Source organism: Exiguobacterium marinum DSM 16307, assembly GCF_000620845.1.
GTDB classification, from domain to species: Bacteria; Bacillota; Bacilli; order Exiguobacteriales; family Exiguobacteriaceae; genus Exiguobacterium; species Exiguobacterium marinum.
In genome coordinates, this window is the sequence record NZ_KK211189.1 from 2353525 (window position 1) to 2372762 (window position 19238).

Sequence of the window (19238 nt, forward strand, 5' to 3'; positions counted from 1 at the left end):
TTGGGGGATTAGAAAAACAAAAAGACGAAGGAATCCCTTCGCCCTTTCTCTTATTCACCATCTGTGATGAGTGCATAAATCGCTTTCCACGCCTCGTCTTTCCCTTCCGCCGTTTCAGCTGAAAAGGCGACAAAACGATCTGATGGGTCAAATTGAAGCTTGCGTTTCACTGCCGCTTCGTTTTTTTGACGTTGGCCCTTCTTGATTTTATCAAGCTTCGTCGCAACGACGATGACCGGAATCTCATAGTGTTTCAAGAAGTTGTACATCGTCACATCATCACCGGTCGGCTCATGACGGATATCGACGAGTAAGACAACGCCACGAAGCGCCTCTTGGCTCGTCAAATATTGTTCCATCATAACGCCCCACTTCTCTCGCTCCGTCTTTGATACTTTCGCGTATCCGTAACCTGGAACGTCAACGAACATGATTTCATCATTGATGTTGAAGAAGTTGAGTGTTTGTGTCTTTCCTGGTTTCGAAGACGTGCGCGCAAGCGCCTTTCGTTGACAAATCTTATTGATGAACGACGACTTCCCGACGTTCGACCGGCCGGCAAGTGCCACTTCCGGCAATTCATGGACCGGATAATGGTCTGGCGCGACGGCACTCGTCACAAACTCTGCTTTGTTGATTTTCATTTAATTTCCTCCAAATGCTACATCTAGTACTTCATCGAGTGTCGTCACTGGAACGAACGTCAATTTCTCACGTACCGTCTCTTGAATGTCATCGATGTCTCGCTCATTATCTTTCGGAATGACGATTGTCGTCAATCCGGCCCGATGAGCGGCGAGCGCTTTTTCTTTTAACCCACCAATCGGCAAGACGCGTCCACGGAGCGTGATTTCGCCTGTCATACCGACGTCGCGATGAACTTTTTTACCGGTCAGTGCGGAAATCAGTGCCGTCGCGATTGTAATCCCGGCCGACGGTCCATCTTTCGGCACGGCGCCTTCAGGGACGTGAATGTGGATATCTTGTCGCTCATAGAACGTCGGATCAATCTCGAACCGCTCTGCATTTGCACGGACATAGCTATACGCTGTCTGCGCTGACTCCTGCATGACGTCGCCGAGTTTACCGGTCAACTGGAGCTTACCTTTCCCTGGGGCGAGCGCCACTTCGATGGTGAGCGTGTCTCCACCGAAGGCAGTATACGCAAGACCCGTCACTGCACCAATCGAATCCTCTGTCTCAGCTTTTCCGTAACGATACTTCGGTTTTCCGAGATACGTGATGATTGCTTTTTTCGAAATCGTGACGCGTTTTTTCTCACCGATAGCGATTTGTTTCGCCGCTTTTCGGCAGAGTGATCCGATGACGCGTTCCAAGTTACGCACGCCAGCTTCACGTGTGTAGCGGCGCACGGCCTCATAAAGCGCATCTTCTTTGATGGTCAGTTGACTTTTCTTCAACCCATGTTCTTTCAGCTGTTTCGGCACGAGATGGCGTTTCGCAATTTCCACTTTTTCGTGCTCTGTGTAGCCTCCGATTTGGATGAGCTCCATCCGGTCAAGTAACGGTGCCGGAATTTGTGAAACATCATTCGCCGTCGCGATGAAAAGGACGTTCGATAAGTCAAACGGTTCTTCGATATAATGGTCCGAGAACGAGACGTTCTGTTCCGGGTCGAGCACTTCGAGCATCGCTGACGCCGGGTCGCCTCTAAAGTCAGAAGCCATCTTGTCAATCTCATCAAGCAAGAAGACCGGGTTCTTACTTTCCGCTTGCTTTAACCCACGAATGACCCGCCCTGGCATCGCGCCGATATACGTACGACGATGTCCTCGGATTTCCGCTTCATCGCGTACTCCACCAAGGGAGACGCGAACGAAGTGACGTTCAAGTGCTGATGCAATCGAGCGGGCAAGCGACGTCTTTCCGACTCCCGGAGGCCCCGCGAGACAGAGGATTGGTCCTCGGAGCGAATTCGTCAATTGTCGGACGGCCAAGTACTCGAGGATTCGGTCTTTTACCGACTCCAAGCCATAATGGTCGTCATCGAGAACATCCGCCGCGTGTTTCACGTCAAGCTTATCTTCCGTCTCAATGCCCCACGGTAGTGACACGAACCAGTCGAGATAGTTACGAATGACCGCGTACTCTGGAGATGTTTGCGGTACGACGTTCAATCGTTCCGCTTCACGCATGACATTCTTCCGTGTCGTTTCTGGCAAGTCGAGCGCCTCTAACTTCTCCCGAAGCCGATTCGGCTCAGACTCTTGCGTTTGGTCGCCGAGCTCTTGTTGAATCGTCTTCATTTGTTCTCGTAAGTAATATTCGCGCTGCGCCTGCTCAATCGACTTCTTCGTCCGCTCACGCATCTCTTGCTCAAGTTCGATCACTTCGACTTCATGGGCAATGATTTCAAGTAGTTCGAGTCCGCGCTTGACCGCATCCGCTTCTTCGAGCATCGCCTGGCGAAGTTCGACATCGACATCGAGTTTTGACGTGATATAGTCCGTGAGTGATTCGAGCCGTTCATACATTTCAAAGCGACGACGCTCATCGGGTGACATTCCTTTAATGTTCGCAACTAGTTTTCCGAACTGTTCTTTTAGCAGACGGACAAGTGCCGTTCGTTCGACCTCTTCCCCTTCTGTAAGTTCAACAGGTTCAATGTTGGCAAACCAACCTTCATCCGTCGATTCGATTGAATCGACGCGAACGCGCTCTTTCCCGACGATGCGCACCCGAAGTGTCTCATTCGACAATTCGCTCATCTTCGCGATATGGACACGCGTTCCAATTGCATATAGGTCCTCCGGTTCTGGGGACTCGTTCCCTGTTTCTTTTTGGGTAACGACAATTAAATCTGTCTCATGCTCCTTTGCGGCAAGGAGCGCCCGAAGCGATAACGGGCGTCCGACATCAATGGTCACACCGATGAGCGGATATACGACGACTCCTCGCAAAGGAAGGATTGGTAATTTTTCCATCTACTACGCCTCCTGTGCAAAAAGGCCCAAAACTCGGATATGCCGAGTGTTTGAGCCTTCTTTCTTAAAAGAATTATGCTGTCTCTTTGTTATCCCCTGTCTGTTCGACAGTACCATCACGAAGGACGTATTTCGGACCGGCAAGACCCGTAATCGTTTCATCCGTGATGACGACTTTCTCGATATCGTCACGCGATGGGACGGTAAACATCACATCGAGCATCATTTCTTCGATAATCGAGCGGAGACCGCGAGCACCAGTCTTACGTTTGATCGCAAGTTTGGCAATCTCAATCAACGCCTCGTCTGTGAACGAAAGTTCGACATCGTCAAGTTCTAGCATCTTCACGTACTGACGAACGAGTGCATTTTTCGGTTTCGTCAAGATTTCGACGAGTGCTTCCTCATCGAGTGTCGTGAGCGTAGCCATAACTGGCAGACGACCGATGAACTCTGGAATCAAACCGAATTTTTGAAGGTCTTCAGGGAGTGCGCGGGCGAGCAAGTCTTCTTGTGTCAACTCGCGGTTTTCTTGATCATTCCCAAACCCGATCACTTTTTTCCCGACACGTCGTTTAACGACCGATTCAATACCGGCGAATGCACCGCCGACGATGAAGAGAATATTCGTTGTATCGATTTGGATGAATTCTTGATGCGGATGCTTACGTCCACCTTGTGGCGGAACGCTTGCTGTCGTACCTTCAAGAATTTTAAGAAGTGCTTGCTGAACCCCTTCTCCGGATACGTCACGCGTAATCGATGGGTTTTCAGACTTACGGGCAATCTTATCAATCTCATCGATATAGATGATTCCTTTTTCGGCTTTCTCGACATCATAGTCAGCTGCTTGAATCAACTTAAGCAAGATGTTCTCGACGTCTTCACCGACGTAACCCGCTTCTGTCAAACTCGTCGCATCCGCGATTGCGAACGGGACGTTCAAGATGCGTGCCATCGTTTGGGCGAGGAGCGTCTTCCCGCTACCTGTTGGTCCAATCATGACGATGTTCGACTTCGCAAGTTCGACGTCATCTGCACGTCCACCTGCATTGATGCGTTTATAGTGGTTATAGACAGCGACGGCGAGTGAACGTTTCGCACGATCTTGTCCAATGACATATTCATCTAGCACATTGCGGATTTCTTGTGGTTTCGGAATGTCTTTGAATTCGACTTCTTCCTCGACACCGAGCTCTTCCTCAACGATTTCATTGCAAAGTTCGATACATTCATCGCAAATGTATACGCCAGGACCGGCGACTAGTTTACGGACTTGTTCTTGCGATTTCCCGCAAAACGAGCACTTGAGTTGCCCCTTTTCCTCGTTAAATTTAAACATTCGATACACCCCTTCTGTGGTGAAAATGGATGTAAGTGCGATAAATCGCGATTTGTATTTTCTGGTGCGATGCACCGCGAAAAGACATTTTACATCTCTGCGTTGAAATAATTGTAGCATGAACATATTCCGACTTCAAAGAATTACACATGCAATGTGTTGTGACAGAAAAAAGGACGACCGCTAGGCAGTCGTCCCTTCGAATATCAACTTACTTTGCTTTACCGTTTTCAACGAGGATGTCAATCGCTTTACGGAATTTGAGGTCACCTTTAAGTGTCTCAAGACCGCCTTGTGGAGCGAGCATCGTACGGAGTTGGTCTGGTGCGATGTTGTAAAGTTTAGACATTTCTTCAAGTTCTTTCTCAGCATCTTCGTCAGATACTTCGATTTCTTCTTTGTCAGCAATTGCTTTCAAGACGAGACGAGCTTTAACACGCTCTTCAGCTTGCTCTTTCATCTCTTCACGCATTGCTTCTTCAGAAGTACCAGTGAGTTCGAAGTACATGTTAAGGTCGATTCCTTGTGAAGATACACGTGAACCGAACTCTTGTACCATGCGGTCTACTTCTTGGTCAACGAGAACTTGTGGTACGTCGATTGTCGCGTTCGCAGTTGCCTGCTCGACGAGTTGATCGCGCATCGTACCTTCAGCTTCTTGTTTCTTGCCAGCTTCTAAACGCTCACGGATGCTTGCTTTCAACTCGTCGAGTGTAGAAACAGACTCGTCGATGTCTTTTGCAAACTCGTCGTCGAGTTCAGGAACTTGTTTTGCTTTTACTTCATGAAGTTTGACTTTGAATGTCGCTGGTTTACCCGCTAAGTTTTCAGCGTGGTACTCTTCAGGGAATGTTACTTCAACGTCTTTTTCTTCACCAGCAGTCAAGCCGATCATTTGCTCTTCGAATCCTGGGATGAATTGACCAGAACCGATTTCGAGTGTGTAGTTCTCAGCTGTGCCGCCTTCGAACTGCTCACCATCAGCGAAACCTGCGAAATCAAAGACAGCTGTATCGCCGTTTTCGATTGCACCTTCTTTAACAGCGAGTTCTGCGCCTTGCTGTTGAAGTGCTTCAAGTTCTGCTGTCACTTCGTCTTCTGTTACTTCTGTAGCAACAGCTTCGTACTCAAGACCTTTGTATTCGCCAAGCTCAGCTTCTGGCTCAACCACGAATGTCACTTTGAACGCGACTGGTTTGCCTTTCTCGAGCGTGCCGTCTACATCGATGTTTTCGAGCGCGATTGGTTCGAAACCAGCTTCTTCAACCGCACCTTGGATTGTATCGCGGTAGAGAATGTCGAGTGCATCTTGATAGAGTGCTTCTTCTCCATACATTTTGTTGAACATTGGGCGTGGCAATTTACCTTTACGGAAGCCAGGCACGTTCAAGTCTTTGACGACTGTTTTAAATGCGGCGTCAACTGCTTTATCAAAAGCTTCTGCAGGAGCTTCGTACGTGAGTACGCCTTGGCTACCTGATGTTTTTTCCCATTTTGCTGTCATGCTAAGTCCCTCCAACAATTCGTTTATACCGTACAAAAATGTACAACAATCCGTATTATAGCATAAATCCTCTATGTGCACACAAGGATTTAGTCTAATAACGCCTGTGTGAAGCGCAGATCCGCCTCTAAAATCGCAGCTGCCAAACCATCGACCGCCTTGTCATGCAAAATCGCTTGTTTCGCTTGTGCGAGTGACTCTTCGATATCCTCTGTTGGAACCGGCACATACGGATAATGCGTGTACATGTAATTCATCAACAACTGGGTTCCGATCTCATCACCTTCCACTGATTTTTGAAGTGACAATACAGTCTTCTCCCACTTCTCAATGTGCGCCGTCGCCTCTACTTGCGACATCTCGTTCATCGATTCTCCATCCGTCCATTTGATGTTCGCAAGCTCGGTAAACGCTTTTTCTAATACAATCAGTTTGATGAGCTTTGGTCGCTCCGACTCGAGCAATTCGTGAAGCACATTGTCGAGCACCGAATCGATATTAAAATGGACATGTTGTAACGCTTCAATTTGCTCCCCTGTACTCCCTCGCGTCAACGTCCGTTTCAACTTGGCAATCGCCGCCGGAAACTCAGTCATCTTTAAAACTTGAAGTACCTGATGCGCCTGTGTGTTGACCGTATCTTTATCTTTTTGCCATTCAAGATACTGGTTAATCCAGTGCGCCGCTTCAAACGGTTGGTCACGCATAATGTAATACTGCGCAATCTGAAGCCCACCAGAGGCCGGTTCCTCTGCTTCCGTCATCTGAATCGCGACAAGTTCCTGTAGTTTTTCGAGTGTTTCCGGATCATCCGGTCGTTCCATCGCACATTGGAAGATTTCCATGAAAATAAATGGGTCACCCGGAATCACCTGATACCAATCCCATAAAATCGGTTCGATCCGCTGTCGTTCCCCAGAAGCATCCGCCTCTTGAATCATCTTATGCAGACGCGACCAATTCCCAGGGAACGGATAGTCTTGGTCCTTTTCCTTCTCCATCTTCCCTCACCCTCTCTTCCATACTCTTTCATCTTCCTTTAGGACGCAATTCCTTGTCAATCGATTTCCCGGAAAATGAAAAAAGAGATGATCTCCGTAGAGACCATCTCTATTTTAAATGGAAGCGTCCCAAGAGGGATTCGAACCCCCGACCGACGGCTTAGCTTACCACCATGACTTTCGTCACCAACATTGCGTTGTTTGTAGTCTGGACTATATCTTCACCATTTCAGGTGCGACACGTGTAGTCTCTACGGAACCTCACGAGCATGATGCCCCTCCATTGATTCTACCTCTACGTTCGTAGCCATTCGAATCAACTCGACCCGATTATACGGGAATGAGTTTCCTCGGTATTACCATCAGCATCATCTGTTAAGGCTTCACCGATATAGTGTCGTCCACTTTATAGGTTTCTGTTTCCCTATAAAGGCTCCTATTTGTCTTGAAGGCCGTTGCTCTATCCTGCTGAGCTATTGGGACATTGACATGAAAACTATAATAGAAAAATGGTTTCCTGTCAATCGATTTCCTATATGAAACTCATAGTTTTCCTACGATGTCCAAATCTTCGACGTGCGAACCGTCCTCCGAGCGATAGAAACGCACTGCAGCTTCCCCTTTTTCTAGGTCAAGTAACGCATACGTTTTGTCCGTTCGTCCCCGCGGCATTCGTATCGAACCCGGGTTGATGTAGACGACACCATCCTCGATCAAAGCACCCGCCACATGCGAGTGACCGAACAAGACGACGTTCGCGCCGACTTCTTCAGCCCGATATCGCAAACGATTCAAATCGAATTTGACGTCGTGATGGTGCCCATGGACGATCAGAATCGTACCTGCATCTGTCGTCTCGATTCGCTCGAGTGGAAGGTCTCCCCCAAAATCACAATTCCCACGGACTGTCCGATACGGTAACAAATGTTCATCGACCAAAGCGAGTTGTGAGTCCCCACAATGAAACGCATCATCGATTTCTGCTTCATGTCGTTCAAAAATCGTTGTCAGTTCTTCGGTCAGACCATGACTATCACTCACTATTAGAAAACGCATAAGCTTCATCCTTTCATGAATGGTGTGATTTCTGCCTCCAACTTCCGTAGCGCTTGTCCACGATGGCTGACGACCGCCTTCTCTTCGCGTTCAAGTTCTGCCGCTGTCTTATGGAGCGATGGGACGATAAAGAGCGGGTCGTATCCGAAACCATTCTCGCCTCGTGGCGAGTAGCCGATTGTCCCTTCAATCGTTCCGCGAACGGTCAACGTTTCTCCAGTCGGTTTCGCCAGACAGAGCGCACAAACAAAACGGGCCGTACGATTCGTTTCCCCGTTCAATTTTTCAAGAAGAAGGGCATTGTTCGCCTCATCCGACTTTTCTGGGCCGGCGAAGCGGGCCGAGTACACACCTGGCGCCCCGTCGAGCGCATCGACTTCAAGACCTGAGTCGTCCGCGAGTACGGCGTGTCCGAAATAAGTAGCCGCCTCTGTCGCTTTTAATGCAGCATTTTCTTCGAATGTCGTACCAGTCTCATCAGTTTCCGGTGCATTCGGATAGTCGAGTAGTGACTCGACCTCGAACCCGAGCGGGGTCAACATCCCTTCGAGTTCCTTCACTTTTCCAGGATTGTGTGTCGCAATAATCAACTTCATAAAGTCTCCTCCGAACGTTCTCCGACGTACCACCACGAAGCACCGAGTGCTTCTTCAGCCGCCTTGAATAATGATTCGATTCCTCGCTCGGCGAGACCGAGCATCTCGTTCATCTCTTGAAGCGTAAACGTCGCCTCTTCTCCAGTACCCTGTACTTCGACGAAACGACCACTCGCCGTCATGACGACGTTCATATCAACTTCTGCCGCGGCGTCTTCCAAATAATTTAAATCGAGCACGAGTTCGTCTGTCCGCCCGACAGAGATCGCGGCTACACCTTCTTTAATTGGTGTGTCCTCGAGTTTCCCTTGACGTATCAACCGATCGACAGCCAAGACGAGCGCACAGAAGCCACCAGTGATGGATGCCGTACGTGTACCGCCATCCGCTTGAATGACATCGCAGTCAATCCAGATTGTTCGTTCTCCAAGCCGTTCTAAATCAACGACCGACCGAAGTGAACGAGCAATCAAACGTTGAATCTCCATCGTTCGTCCCGACTGTTTCCCGCGTACCGATTCCCGGACTGTCCGGTCCCCGGTTGCTCGTGGTAGCATCGCGTACTCGGCATTGATCCAGCCTTGTCGCTTCCCACGTAGGAAGTTTGGGACACGTTCTTCGACAGTCGCTGTACAAATCACTTTCGTATCGCCAATTGAAATAAGGACAGACCCTTCCGCATGTTTATTTACATGAGGCACGATTTCAACCGTGCGCAGTTCGTCATATCGTCTAGTGTCACGCAATGCCCGTCACCTCCACTTTCTCCGCATGGACCGGACGACCGAGCCATTCGCTCGCAAGTCGGTCAAACAGTTCAATGTCGCCGGTCGCATAAAAAGCATGCGTCGGGACTGTATCTAATCCATTCTCGAGTTCTTGATAATCAAGGATTGCCGCAACCTCAAGCGCAGTCTCGTCACCAGATGAGATGAGGTGGACGCTCGGTCCGACCACGTCTTGGATGACGGGAGCGAGAATCGGATAATGCGTGCAACCGAGGATGAGCGTGTCCATCTCGGATGTTTGGAGCGGACGTAGTGTCTCTTCCACTACTTGATAGACACGGTCCCCATACACTTCCCCTGCCTCTACGAGCGGAACAAACGGCGGACAGGCGAGCGAGTACACGTCTACCTCACCAGCGACGTGACGGAGCGCCTTCTCATACGAGCCGCTCTCGATTGTCATCTTCGTACCGATGACACCGATATGTTTGTTGCGCGTCCCTTTGACGGCCGCGCGGGCACCCGGGTCGATGACTCCAATGACCGGGATATCAAGACGTTTCCTCGCCTCTTTCAAAACGACGGCCGTCGCCGTGTTACAGGCGATGACAATCATTTTGACATCTCTCTTTAATAAAAACTCAATGAGTTCCCATGTGTATGCTTCAATCTCATCGTGCGGACGCGGCCCGTACGGACAGCGTTCCGTATCCCCGATATAGATGATTTCCTCTTTAGGGAGTTGACGCATCAATTCTTTGACTACTGTCAATCCGCCGACTCCTGAATCGAGGACTCCAATCGCTCGTTTCATTTGTATCACTTCCATTCTCACCTATCTTATCAAAAAACATCGGACGGAAAAAGAAACGTTCCCATGACAAAAAAAGACGAGGTCGCCAATGGCGCCTCGTCCCTTACCCAAATTACTGAGCAAGACCTTCGCTAGTGAGCATGTCAGAAAGCGTTTTGATCGCTTCTCCTGCATCTTCACCTTCAGCAGTGATCTTGATTGTAGAATCTTTTGCGATTCCGAGTGAAAGTACACCCATGATCGATTTCAAGTTAACTGTTTTGCCATTGTACTCGAGGTTGATGTCTGATTGGAACTTAGATGCTGTGTTAACAAGCTGAGTAGCTGGACGAGCGTGAATTCCTGAATCAGCAACGACTGTGAACGTTTTTTCCATGAGATGATGGTCTCCCTTCAAAATTCAATTCTACAGGCGAACCGGCAGAATATTTTTTGTTTGTGAACTCATTATCAAATGATAGCGGATTCGCAAAAATTCTGCAAGCGATTTTTATATTCCGGAGCCCATTCCATAGGACGACCTTCTTTCGACAAATGAACAAGGCTTGTCCGTCCTGCGAATAAAAGTCGGTCTCCGTCATACGCCCCGTAATGAATATCACATGAAGTATTTCCGACCGTCAAGATATTGGCATGCACGGTCAGCTGTTGACGTGGCATGACTTGTCGAACATAGTCACATTGCGCATCGGCGACGACGACAAATCCATCCTTCAAGGAGAAACCTATCGCCTCTAACAACTCGATTCTCGCATCTTCAAAATAGATGAACGGAATTGTGTTATTCATGTGACCATATGGATCGCATTCAGAAAATCGAACTTTCACATCGAGCGCGATCCCTGCTTTGACACTTGTTTCCCAACCCGGCTCTCGAAAGTACTTGGTCATCGGCTCGCTTATGCCTCGACCGCAGAACCGGTGCGACCTTTGTCACTACCGAAGAACTGTTTGAACGAGTGAAGCGTCGTTTGACGGTTCATCGAAGCGATCGACGTCGTGAGCGGGATGCCTTTTGGACAAACTTCGACACAGTTTTGTGCGTTTCCGCACTGCATGATCCCACCGTCTTCCATGAGTGCCTCGAGGCGGTCTTCCGCGTGGAAGGCACCTGTTGGGTGTGAGTTGAAGAGACGGACTTGCGAAATGGCCGCTGGACCGATGAAGTCTGATTTGTCGTTCACGTTCGGACACGCTTCAAGACAAACCCCACAAGTCATACATTTCGATAGTTCGTATGCCCATTGACGTTTGTTCTCCGGCATACGCGGTCCTGGACCGAGGTCGTATGTGCCATCGATTGGAACCCATGCCTTCACTTTTTTCAACGCGTCGAACATACGTTGACGGTCGACTTGAAGGTCACGGATGACCGGGAACGTCTTCATCGGTGCAAGACGGATCGGTTGCTCAAGTTTATCAACGAGTGCCGTACACGACTGGCGTGGCTTCCCGTTGATGATCATCGAACAGGCACCACACACTTCTTCGAGACAGTTCATGTCCCAGTTGATCGGTGTCGTCTTGTCCCCGTTCGCATTGACCGGATTACGGCGGATTTCCATCAATGCCGAGATGACGTTCATGTTCGGACGGTACGGCACTGTGAATTCTTCTGTATACGTTGCTTGATCCGGTCCATCTTGACGTTCGATGATGAAGCGGATGTCTTTTTGTTCAGATTGCATTGGCGTCGTCATTTCGTCTTCGCCCCTTTCTTCGAGTAATCCCGTTTACGTGGCGGGATTAACGAAACATCGATTTCTTCATACGAGATATCGACTTCCCCATCTTTGTAACGTGCCATCGTCGTCTTCATGAACTGCTCATCATTACGTTCCGGGAATTCCGGCTTGTAATGAGCACCACGACTCTCGTCTCGCTTGAGGGCGCCGAGTGTGATGACGCGTGCGAGGTCGAGCATGTGGTCGAGTTGTCGAATGAACGATGCCCCTTGGTTGCTCCAACGTGCCGTATCCGTAGCCGAGATGTTATGGAAACGTTCACGCAATTCTTGGATTTTCTTGTCGGTCGCTTCAAGCTTGTCATTGTAGCGAACGACCGTGACGTTGTCCGTCATAAGTTCACCGAGTTCACGGTGGATTTGATACGCATTCTCTGTACCATCCATCGCGAGGATCTCATTGAAGCGCTCGATTTCTTCACGTTCGTTGAAGTTAAAGAGTGCGTCCGAGACGCTTTCTGTCGCTTGATCGAGACCACGCATATAGTTGACCGCCGCAGGACCGGCCTCCATTCCACCGTGAACGGCTGAAAGAAGAGAGTTTGCGCCGAGACGGTTCGCACCGTGCATCGAATAGTCACATTCACCGGCTGCGAAGAGTCCTGGTATATTTGTCATTTGGTCGTAGTCGACCCATAGTCCGCCCATTGAGTAGTGAACGGCAGGGAAAATCTTCATCGGTACTTTACGTGGGTCATCTCCTACGAACTTCTCGTAAATCTCGAGAATCCCACCAAGTTTGATATCGAGTTCTTTTGAATCTTTATGAGACAAGTCTAGATAGACCATGTTCTCGCCGTTGACTCCGAGTTTCTGATTGACACAAACATCGAAGATTTCACGCGTCGCGATGTCACGCGGTACGAGGTTTCCGTAAGCAGGATATTTTTCTTCGAGGAAGTACCATGGCTTCCCGTCTTTGTATGTCCAGACACGTCCGCCTTCCCCACGAGCCGATTCACTCATGAGACGAAGCTTGTCATCACCAGGAATCGCTGTCGGGTGAATTTGAATAAACTCCCCGTTCGCATAGACCGCGCCTTGGCGGTAAACCGCTGCCGCTGCTTGTCCTGTGTTGATGACCGAGTTTGTCGACTTCCCGAAGATGACCCCTGGACCACCTGTCGCCAAGATGACCGCGTCTGATGGGAACGCTTTAATTTCCATCGAGCGCAAATCCTGACAGACCGCACCGCGGCAGATTCCTTCTTCATCCACGATTGCACGAAGGAATTCCCAACCTTCATATTTCTCGACAAGACCTTGTGCCTCGTATCGGCGAACCTGCTCATCAAGCGCGTAGAGAAGTTGTTGCCCTGTTGTTGCTCCTGCATAGGCCGTACGGTGGTGAAGTGTTCCTCCGAAACGTCGGAAGTCTAAGAGCCCCTCAGGCGTACGGTTGAACATAACACCCATCCGGTCGAACATGTGAATGATTTTCGGAGCATTGTCCGCCATCTTTTGAACTGGCGGTTGGTTGGCGAGAAAGTCGCCTCCGTAAACCGTGTCGTCAAAATGTTGCCAAGGAGAATCGCCTTCTCCTTTCGTATTGACGGCTCCGTTGATGCCACCTTGGGCACAGACTGAATGTGAACGCTTGACCGGTACAAGCGAGAATAGTTTTACCGGAACACCCATCTCTGCCGACTTGATTGTCGCCATGAGTCCAGCTAGACCGCCTCCGATGACGATCAAACTTTGATTTGCCATGTAAAATTCCCCCTAATTACAAGATGCCTGCAAACGTCAAAATTGAACGGATGCCGACAAAAGATAGTGCCAAGAACACGACACCTGATACGTAGCTCATGAGACGTTGCGAACGAGGTGACTGTGTGATTCCCCATGTGATCGAGAACGACCAAAGACCGTTTGCGAAGTGGAACGTAGCCGAAAGGATTCCGACTATGTAAAAAATGAGCATGAGCGGGTTGTCGACGATGTTTTGCATCATCTCCGCATTGACTTCAACGCCACGTAACTTCGCAAGGCGCGTTTCCCAAACGTGCCACGAGATGAAGATCACGAGGAAGACTCCTGTGAAGCGTTGTAAGATGTACATCCAGTTGCGTGCGTATGAATAGCGGTTCGAGTTGATCGATCCAAGAAACGCATAGTACACGCCGTACACTCCATGGAAAATCATCGGCAATGCGATAATCGTCACTTCAAGGAAGTACAGATACGGTAAGTTCTCCATAAATTTTGCTGCTTTGTTGAATGACTCCACTCCATCGACGATGTAGTAGTTGACCGACAAGTGAACGATCAAAAACAAACCGATTGGAATGACCCCAAGTAGCGAATGGACTTTACGACTAAAATAGTCACGATGCGCTGCCATTCTAGTTCCCCCTTTTCACGAGCATTGGCTCGTTTTGTCAATAAAAGCGTTTTCAAATGCAGATATAGCTTTCTGTCTTTTATTCTACTCTTGTGAAATTTGTATGACAAGACAACCTAGCCGATTTGTGCCACATTCTTTTCAAAAATTCAGGATGACCAAATTCCGATTGGTCGTTATAATAATATAGAGAGATTGGAGTGATGGGATATAATGGAAACGATGAGCCAACCAATTTTCGCGATTGAACTTCTTCGCGACTATGTGTTGACGGACTTGCTAGGTGAAGATTACGCCCAAGTCATCTATTGGTCAGGGAAACGGGTCGCCCGTAAATTCCCGACGATGTCTGACGATGAACTGATTGCTTTCTTCGCAGAGGCAGGTTGGGGCGAGTTAACACTCAAGAAGGAACGAGGGAGTAAATTTACATATGAATTGACCCCACCACCTGCGACTCAAGCTAAAGCGACAGGCTACTATCAACTAGAAGCCGGGTTTTTAGCCGAACAGATTGCAGGTCGTTTCCAGTGTGTTGCAGAAGGCTACGCCGATCCCGCTCGAAAAGCCGTCCAAATCACCGTCCAACTAGACCAGAAAGACGATTACAAATAAGAGTCGATGCCCTCCGCATCGACTCTTATTTTTGTTTCTGCTGAAGTTGTCGACGCATATATCGACGAAATTCATCAAGTTCTTGTGGATGAAACGTCACGACCTCTACTTCATATCCTTGAGTCGCCTTACGTATGACATCGACGATATTTTCTGGGAAATGTCCGTTCTTCAACAACCAACCGAGCGTTTCACATTTTCAACTCTCTCATTCATCCGTCTCCTCATGTACATATTGAAGCACGGTCTCCGCTAATTTTTCAGGTAGTCCTGCTTCCTTCAATTGTTCAAGCGATGCCAGACGGATTTGCTTCATCGAACCGAAATGGCGGATGAGCTGTTGACGACGCTTCGGACCGACACCCGGAATCTCATCTAGTATCGACTTCGTCATTTTCTTCGTCCGCAAGCTGCGGTGGAAGGTGATGGCGAAACGGTGGACCTCATCTTGCATCCGCTGCAACAGATAAAACGCACTCGACCGTGGATGGAGCTCGACGACAGCACCACTTTCTCCGAACAACAGTTGGCTCGTCCGATGTCGGTCATCCTTTTTGAGCGAGCCGACCGGTAAGTCGAGCCCGAACTCGTTTTGGATGACGTCGAGCGCCGCATTCAATTGCCCGATCCCCCCATCGATCAACAGAAGATCTGGCAGTCGCTTCTCTTCCGTCAACAAGCGGCGGAACCGTCGACGGACGACTTCACGCATCGTCTCGTAGTCATCCGGCCCTTGGACGGTTCGAATCTTATACTTCCGATATTCTTTCTTAAGTGGCTTCCCGTCCTCGAAGACGACGAGCGCTGACACGGCGTCCGCCCCTTGAATGTTCGCGTTATCGATGATATCGACGCGTGACAAGTTCGGTATGCCGATGGCTTCTCCGAGTTCTCGCATCGCGAGTAACGTGCGCTCTTCGTCACGGGCAAGTAGCTCGAACTTCTCGTTCAACGCAATCGTCGCATTCTTCGTCGCCAAATCAAGCAACTGTTTCTTTGCCCCACGTTTCGGTTGCATCACTTTCGTACCAAGCGCTTCGTTTAGAAGATCGAGCCGAACCGTCTCCGGAACAAGAATCTCTTTCGGGACGACGTTTTGCTCATAAAACTGCACGATGAAACTTTCGAGTTCTTCAGAAGGTTCTCCGTGCATCGGGAAGAGCGAGACGTCTCGCTCAATCATCTTGCCCCCACGCATATAAAACACTTGGACGCACATCCAGCCTCGGTCGAGCGTATAGCCGAAGACGTCACGCGCTGTCGGGTCGGCCGTGATCATATTCTGTTTGTTCATGATCGATTCGACCGCTCGAATCTGGTCGCGCAGTTCAGCTGCCCGTTCGAATTGCATCTCCTCAGCGGCATGTCCCATCTCGACGTTCAGCTTCTTGAGCGTCTCACTCGTCTCGCCGTTCAAGAAGCGCCGGATTTCATTGACGATCTCTTTTTGCGAATCCGTGTCAATCGCTAGTTCACATGGTCCTAGGCATTGGCCGATATGATAATACAGACAGAGTTTCTTTGGCATCGGCTGACACTTCCGGAGCGGATACAGTTTATCGAGGAGACGTTTCGTCTCATTCGCCGCATAGGCGTTCGGATACGGTCCAAAATAATGTCCGCCGTCTTTCTTCAAGTTCCGTGTCGTCAAGAGCCGCGGATACGGTTCATTCGTGATCTTGATATACGGGTACGTTTTATCATCTTTCAAACGGATATTGTACTTCGGGTCGTGCTTTTTGATGAGTGTCATCTCAAGCAGGAGGGCCTCGAGTTCGCTCGCCGTCACGATGTATTCAAAGTCACGAATCTCGGCGACGAGGCGCATCGTCTTGATGTCGTGGGCGCCCGTGAAATAAGAGCGGACCCGATTCTTCAAGTTTTTCGCTTTACCGACATAAATGACCTCGCCGTATTCATTTTTATGCAGATAGCATCCCGGTTCATCCGGAAGTAGCGCTAATTTATGTTTTATGTGGTCGCTATGACTCAATTCCATTCACCTCAGTTTAGCTTCCTCCTAGACGGGAAAAAGAGTGTGATATCTCGTCAGAGGAGGATTTTATATTATGAAACGATACGATGTCATTATTATTGGGAGCGGGTCTGCCGCGAGCCAAGCCGCCACGATTTTACACGATGCCGGTAAAGAGATCGCCATTATTGAAAATTGGACGTTCGGGGGAACGTGTCCTCAACGCGGGTGTGATCCGAAAAAAATGCTTGCCGAAGGGGCCGAACTACTCGCCCGTGCCGAGCGTATGCGCGAACTTGGCGTAGAAGGCAGCCTCTCACTCGATTGGTCATCCTTCAAAAAGCGGATTGATGAATACCGCTTCTCGATTCCTACGTCTAAGACGCAACATTGGAACGAGATGAACATCGATTTATATCAAGGAGAACCTCACTTTATCGATAAAGACTCAATCGTCATCGATGGTCACGAACTTTCTGCCCCTCAATTTTTGATTGCGACAGGTCAAACGCCCCGTCCTCTTGATATCCCAGGGGGCGAACATGCCATCACGAGTGATGATGTGTTCGACCTCGAATCGTTACCAAAATCGATTCACATTGTCGGGGCCGGTTATATCGCCTTTGAATTCGCTCATATTTTCCGACGTTTCGGAAGCGAAGTGACACTCCTCATACGTTCACGTGCATTGAAAGCATTCGACCCGAACGTCGTCCACCGACTCGTCGAGGAATCGAAGCATATCGGCATTACCGTCCGACATGACGTTGAGCCAACTAGAATTGATGGGAACATCTTAACGTTATCAGATGACTCTACCCTTGAAGGAGTGGTCCTTAACGCCACCGGACGAATCCCGAGCATCGAGCGACTCCACCTCGATACGGCTGGAGTCGAAACAGACCACGACGGTGTACATGTGAACGGTTATCTTCAGACGAGCAATCCAAATATTTATGCAGCTGGCGACGTCGCCAGCAGTCCGAACCCGGCGCTCACACCGTTTGCTGGTCAGGAAGGACGCCTCGCCGCATTGAACATGCTTCATGGGAATACACGGGCACTCCCGGAGCGTCCGGCACCGACAATCGTCTTTACAACGCCACCAATTGCCAAGGTCGGACTGACCGTTGAGGAAGCGGAAGCTGAAGGGATTGACTTTGAGGTGAAAGAGACTGATATGTCGCACTTCCTCACCTACTCGCGCATCAATGACGCGACCGCCTATACGAAAGTATTATTGAGTGCAGACGATCACGTAATCGGGGCACATGTAATCGGACATCATGCGCCGGAACTCATCAATCTGTTCTCTTTCATTATACAGAACAAACTGTCGCATCAACACGTCAAACACTTAGAGGTCGCCTATCCGACCGCCGCTTCCGACCTCACCTATCTCATCTAAACAAAAGACGGGACTCGCCTCGTGGCGAATCCCGTCTTTTTCTCATTCGATTCCTTTATCTTTATCTTCTTTCAGTGCGTCTTGTAACGACTTCTCCCAAAGCGGGACCCCTTTCGCGTGGGCTGCACGCGAAATGAGGTGCCCGCCAACGGGAGCCGTCAAGAGGACGAAGAAGAGACCGAGCAAGAGTCTTGCGTCAAATACCCGTTCATCGACATATACGTGAAGGACGGCCGCAAAGAGGACGAACATGACACCGAGTGTCGCACTCTTTGAGGCAGCGTGTGTTCTCGAATAAATATCTGGGAGACGGATGAGACCGATCGCGGCGACGACAGTGAAGAAGACGCCGATGATCGTGAAGATGCCGGTAATGAGATCAAAGATCATTGTCGCGGTCATGTTGAATAATCTCTCCCCTCTCTAAGAATTTCGAGAACGCCACCGTTCCGATGAAAGCTAGAATACTGAGTAGCAAGATGACTTCAAAATAAAGGGTCGTATCGAGCAGGATCGACAGCAGGGCAACGACCGAGATGAGCGCAATCCCGATGGAATCGAGCGCGATGACTCGGTCCGCTGTCGTCGGTCCCTTGACGACGCGATACAACATCATCAACATCGCAAGCAAGAGAATGGCGAGCGAGATGTAGATGAGAATGTCTAGTAAATCCATCACTCTGTCGCCTCCTTAATGCTTGATTCAAAGTTATCATAAATGTCTTTTCGTAACGCTTCTTTATCCGGCATATTGAGTGCGTGGATATAGAGCACAGAATTGTCTTTTGACACTTGAACGACGAGCGTCCCTGGTGTGAGTGTGATCAGCATCGACAGCAAGCTGATTTTCCATCCCTTGTCGAGTGACGTCTCATAGCGGAAGATTCCTGGTTGAATCTTCAGTTTTGGACTGAGGACGAGACGTAACACCTCGAAGTTCGCAAGGAACAGTTCACGGATGAAAATCAAGAGTAGTTTAAATAACCGCCAAACACGCGCAAAATAGAAACTACCTCCACCCGATTTGAAGAATCGGCGCATCATGAACAAGATGAGTAACCCGAGTATATACCCGATAAAGAATCCGCTCGATGTGAACGATCCCGTGAGGAACATCCAGATGAACGCCAAGAAAAAGTTAATCAATAGTTGATATGCCATCTGTA

At 49.3% G+C, this 19238-nt stretch carries 20 protein-coding genes; 2 read left to right on the forward strand and 18 right to left on the reverse strand.

Annotation, left to right across the window (positions count from 1 at the left end; genetic code table 11):
- Window positions 1-50: 50 nt before the first annotated feature.
- From yihA to P400_RS0112515, 14 genes are all read right to left on the reverse strand, one after another.
- Window positions 51-644 (reverse strand): ribosome biogenesis GTP-binding protein YihA/YsxC, encoded by a 594-nt coding sequence (yihA, locus tag P400_RS0112450; RefSeq protein ID WP_026826514.1) that lies wholly within the window; start codon window positions 642-644, stop codon window positions 51-53.
- A complete protein-coding gene (gene lon, locus P400_RS0112455; RefSeq protein WP_026826515.1) occupies window positions 645-2945 on the reverse strand; it encodes an endopeptidase La in 2301 nt (766 codons plus the stop codon).
- Window positions 2946-3018: 73 nt separating this feature from the next.
- On the reverse strand, window positions 3019-4287 hold the full coding sequence (clpX, locus tag P400_RS0112460) for an ATP-dependent protease ATP-binding subunit ClpX (RefSeq protein WP_026826516.1): 1269 nt from the start codon (window positions 4285-4287) through the stop codon (window positions 3019-3021).
- 211 nt (window positions 4288-4498) lie between these two features.
- A complete protein-coding gene (tig, locus tag P400_RS0112465) occupies window positions 4499-5791 on the reverse strand; it encodes a trigger factor (protein WP_026826517.1) in 1293 nt (430 codons plus the stop codon).
- 89 nt (window positions 5792-5880) lie between these two features.
- Window positions 5881-6792 carry a hypothetical protein gene (locus tag P400_RS0112470; protein ID WP_026826518.1) on the reverse strand — a complete coding sequence of 304 codons (912 nt, stop codon included), beginning with the start codon at window positions 6790-6792 and terminating at the stop codon, window positions 5881-5883.
- A gap of 543 nt (window positions 6793-7335) precedes the next feature.
- Window positions 7336-7848 (reverse strand): metallophosphoesterase family protein, encoded by a 513-nt coding sequence (locus P400_RS0112475; protein ID WP_026826519.1) that lies wholly within the window; start codon window positions 7846-7848, stop codon window positions 7336-7338.
- 5 nt (window positions 7849-7853) lie between these two features.
- Window positions 7854-8444 carry an XTP/dITP diphosphatase gene (locus tag P400_RS0112480; protein ID WP_026826520.1) on the reverse strand — a complete coding sequence of 197 codons (591 nt, stop codon included), beginning with the start codon at window positions 8442-8444 and terminating at the stop codon, window positions 7854-7856.
- Window positions 8441-9190 (reverse strand): ribonuclease PH, encoded by a 750-nt coding sequence (gene rph, locus P400_RS0112485; RefSeq protein ID WP_026826521.1) that lies wholly within the window; start codon window positions 9188-9190, stop codon window positions 8441-8443. The genes P400_RS0112480 and rph overlap by 4 nt, the downstream gene beginning before the upstream one ends.
- Window positions 9183-9986, reverse strand: coding sequence for a glutamate racemase (racE, locus tag P400_RS0112490; RefSeq protein ID WP_026826522.1), 804 nt, complete (start codon window positions 9984-9986; stop codon window positions 9183-9185). The genes rph and racE overlap by 8 nt, the downstream gene beginning before the upstream one ends.
- Window positions 9987-10098: 112 nt before the next feature.
- Window positions 10099-10362, reverse strand: coding sequence for a phosphocarrier protein HPr (locus tag P400_RS0112495; RefSeq protein ID WP_026826523.1), 264 nt, complete (start codon window positions 10360-10362; stop codon window positions 10099-10101).
- Between the two features lie 74 nt (window positions 10363-10436).
- The gene (locus P400_RS0112500; protein ID WP_026826524.1) at window positions 10437-10877 is read right to left on the reverse strand and encodes an acyl-CoA thioesterase; all 441 of its coding nucleotides are present in this window, start codon (window positions 10875-10877) and stop codon (window positions 10437-10439) included.
- An 8-nt stretch (window positions 10878-10885) separates the two neighbouring features.
- Complete coding sequence (gene sdhB, locus P400_RS0112505) at window positions 10886-11674, reverse strand: succinate dehydrogenase iron-sulfur subunit (RefSeq protein WP_193343274.1); 789 nt, start codon at window positions 11672-11674, stop codon at window positions 10886-10888.
- A gap of 8 nt (window positions 11675-11682) precedes the next feature.
- The gene (sdhA, locus tag P400_RS0112510; protein ID WP_026826525.1) at window positions 11683-13440 is read right to left on the reverse strand and encodes a succinate dehydrogenase flavoprotein subunit; all 1758 of its coding nucleotides are present in this window, start codon (window positions 13438-13440) and stop codon (window positions 11683-11685) included.
- A gap of 16 nt (window positions 13441-13456) precedes the next feature.
- Entirely contained in the window at window positions 13457-14074 is a 618-nt protein-coding gene (locus tag P400_RS0112515; RefSeq protein WP_026826526.1) for a succinate dehydrogenase cytochrome b558 subunit, read from the reverse strand.
- Window positions 14075-14296: 222 nt separating this feature from the next.
- Here P400_RS0112515 and P400_RS0112520 point away from each other — a divergent pair, with 222 nt between their 5' ends.
- On the forward strand, window positions 14297-14689 hold the full coding sequence (locus P400_RS0112520) for a YslB family protein (protein WP_235181858.1): 393 nt from the start codon (window positions 14297-14299) through the stop codon (window positions 14687-14689).
- Between the two features lie 208 nt (window positions 14690-14897).
- On the opposite strand, the gene uvrC is transcribed toward P400_RS0112520, so the two are convergent.
- The gene (gene uvrC / locus P400_RS0112530; protein WP_034771172.1) at window positions 14898-16688 is read right to left on the reverse strand and encodes an excinuclease ABC subunit UvrC; all 1791 of its coding nucleotides are present in this window, start codon (window positions 16686-16688) and stop codon (window positions 14898-14900) included.
- Between the two features lie 70 nt (window positions 16689-16758).
- Here uvrC and P400_RS0112535 point away from each other — a divergent pair, with 70 nt between their 5' ends.
- Window positions 16759-18072, forward strand: a complete 1314-nt coding sequence (locus P400_RS0112535; protein WP_026826529.1) for a dihydrolipoyl dehydrogenase family protein — start codon at window positions 16759-16761, stop codon at window positions 18070-18072.
- 42 nt (window positions 18073-18114) lie between these two features.
- Here the strand turns inward: P400_RS0112535 and mnhG are convergent, their stop codons facing one another.
- The 3 genes from mnhG to P400_RS0112550 are packed head-to-tail and all read right to left on the reverse strand — an operon-like array spanning window position 18115 to window position 19233.
- Complete coding sequence (gene mnhG / locus P400_RS0112540; protein WP_015881097.1) at window positions 18115-18474, reverse strand: monovalent cation/H(+) antiporter subunit G; 360 nt, start codon at window positions 18472-18474, stop codon at window positions 18115-18117.
- Window positions 18452-18748, reverse strand: a complete 297-nt coding sequence (locus P400_RS0112545) for a Na(+)/H(+) antiporter subunit F1 (protein WP_026826530.1) — start codon at window positions 18746-18748, stop codon at window positions 18452-18454. Before P400_RS0112545 ends, mnhG begins: the two co-directional genes overlap by 23 nt.
- The gene (locus P400_RS0112550; protein WP_026826531.1) at window positions 18748-19233 is read right to left on the reverse strand and encodes a Na+/H+ antiporter subunit E; all 486 of its coding nucleotides are present in this window, start codon (window positions 19231-19233) and stop codon (window positions 18748-18750) included. Before P400_RS0112550 ends, P400_RS0112545 begins: the two co-directional genes overlap by 1 nt.
- Window positions 19234-19238 lie beyond the last annotated feature (5 nt).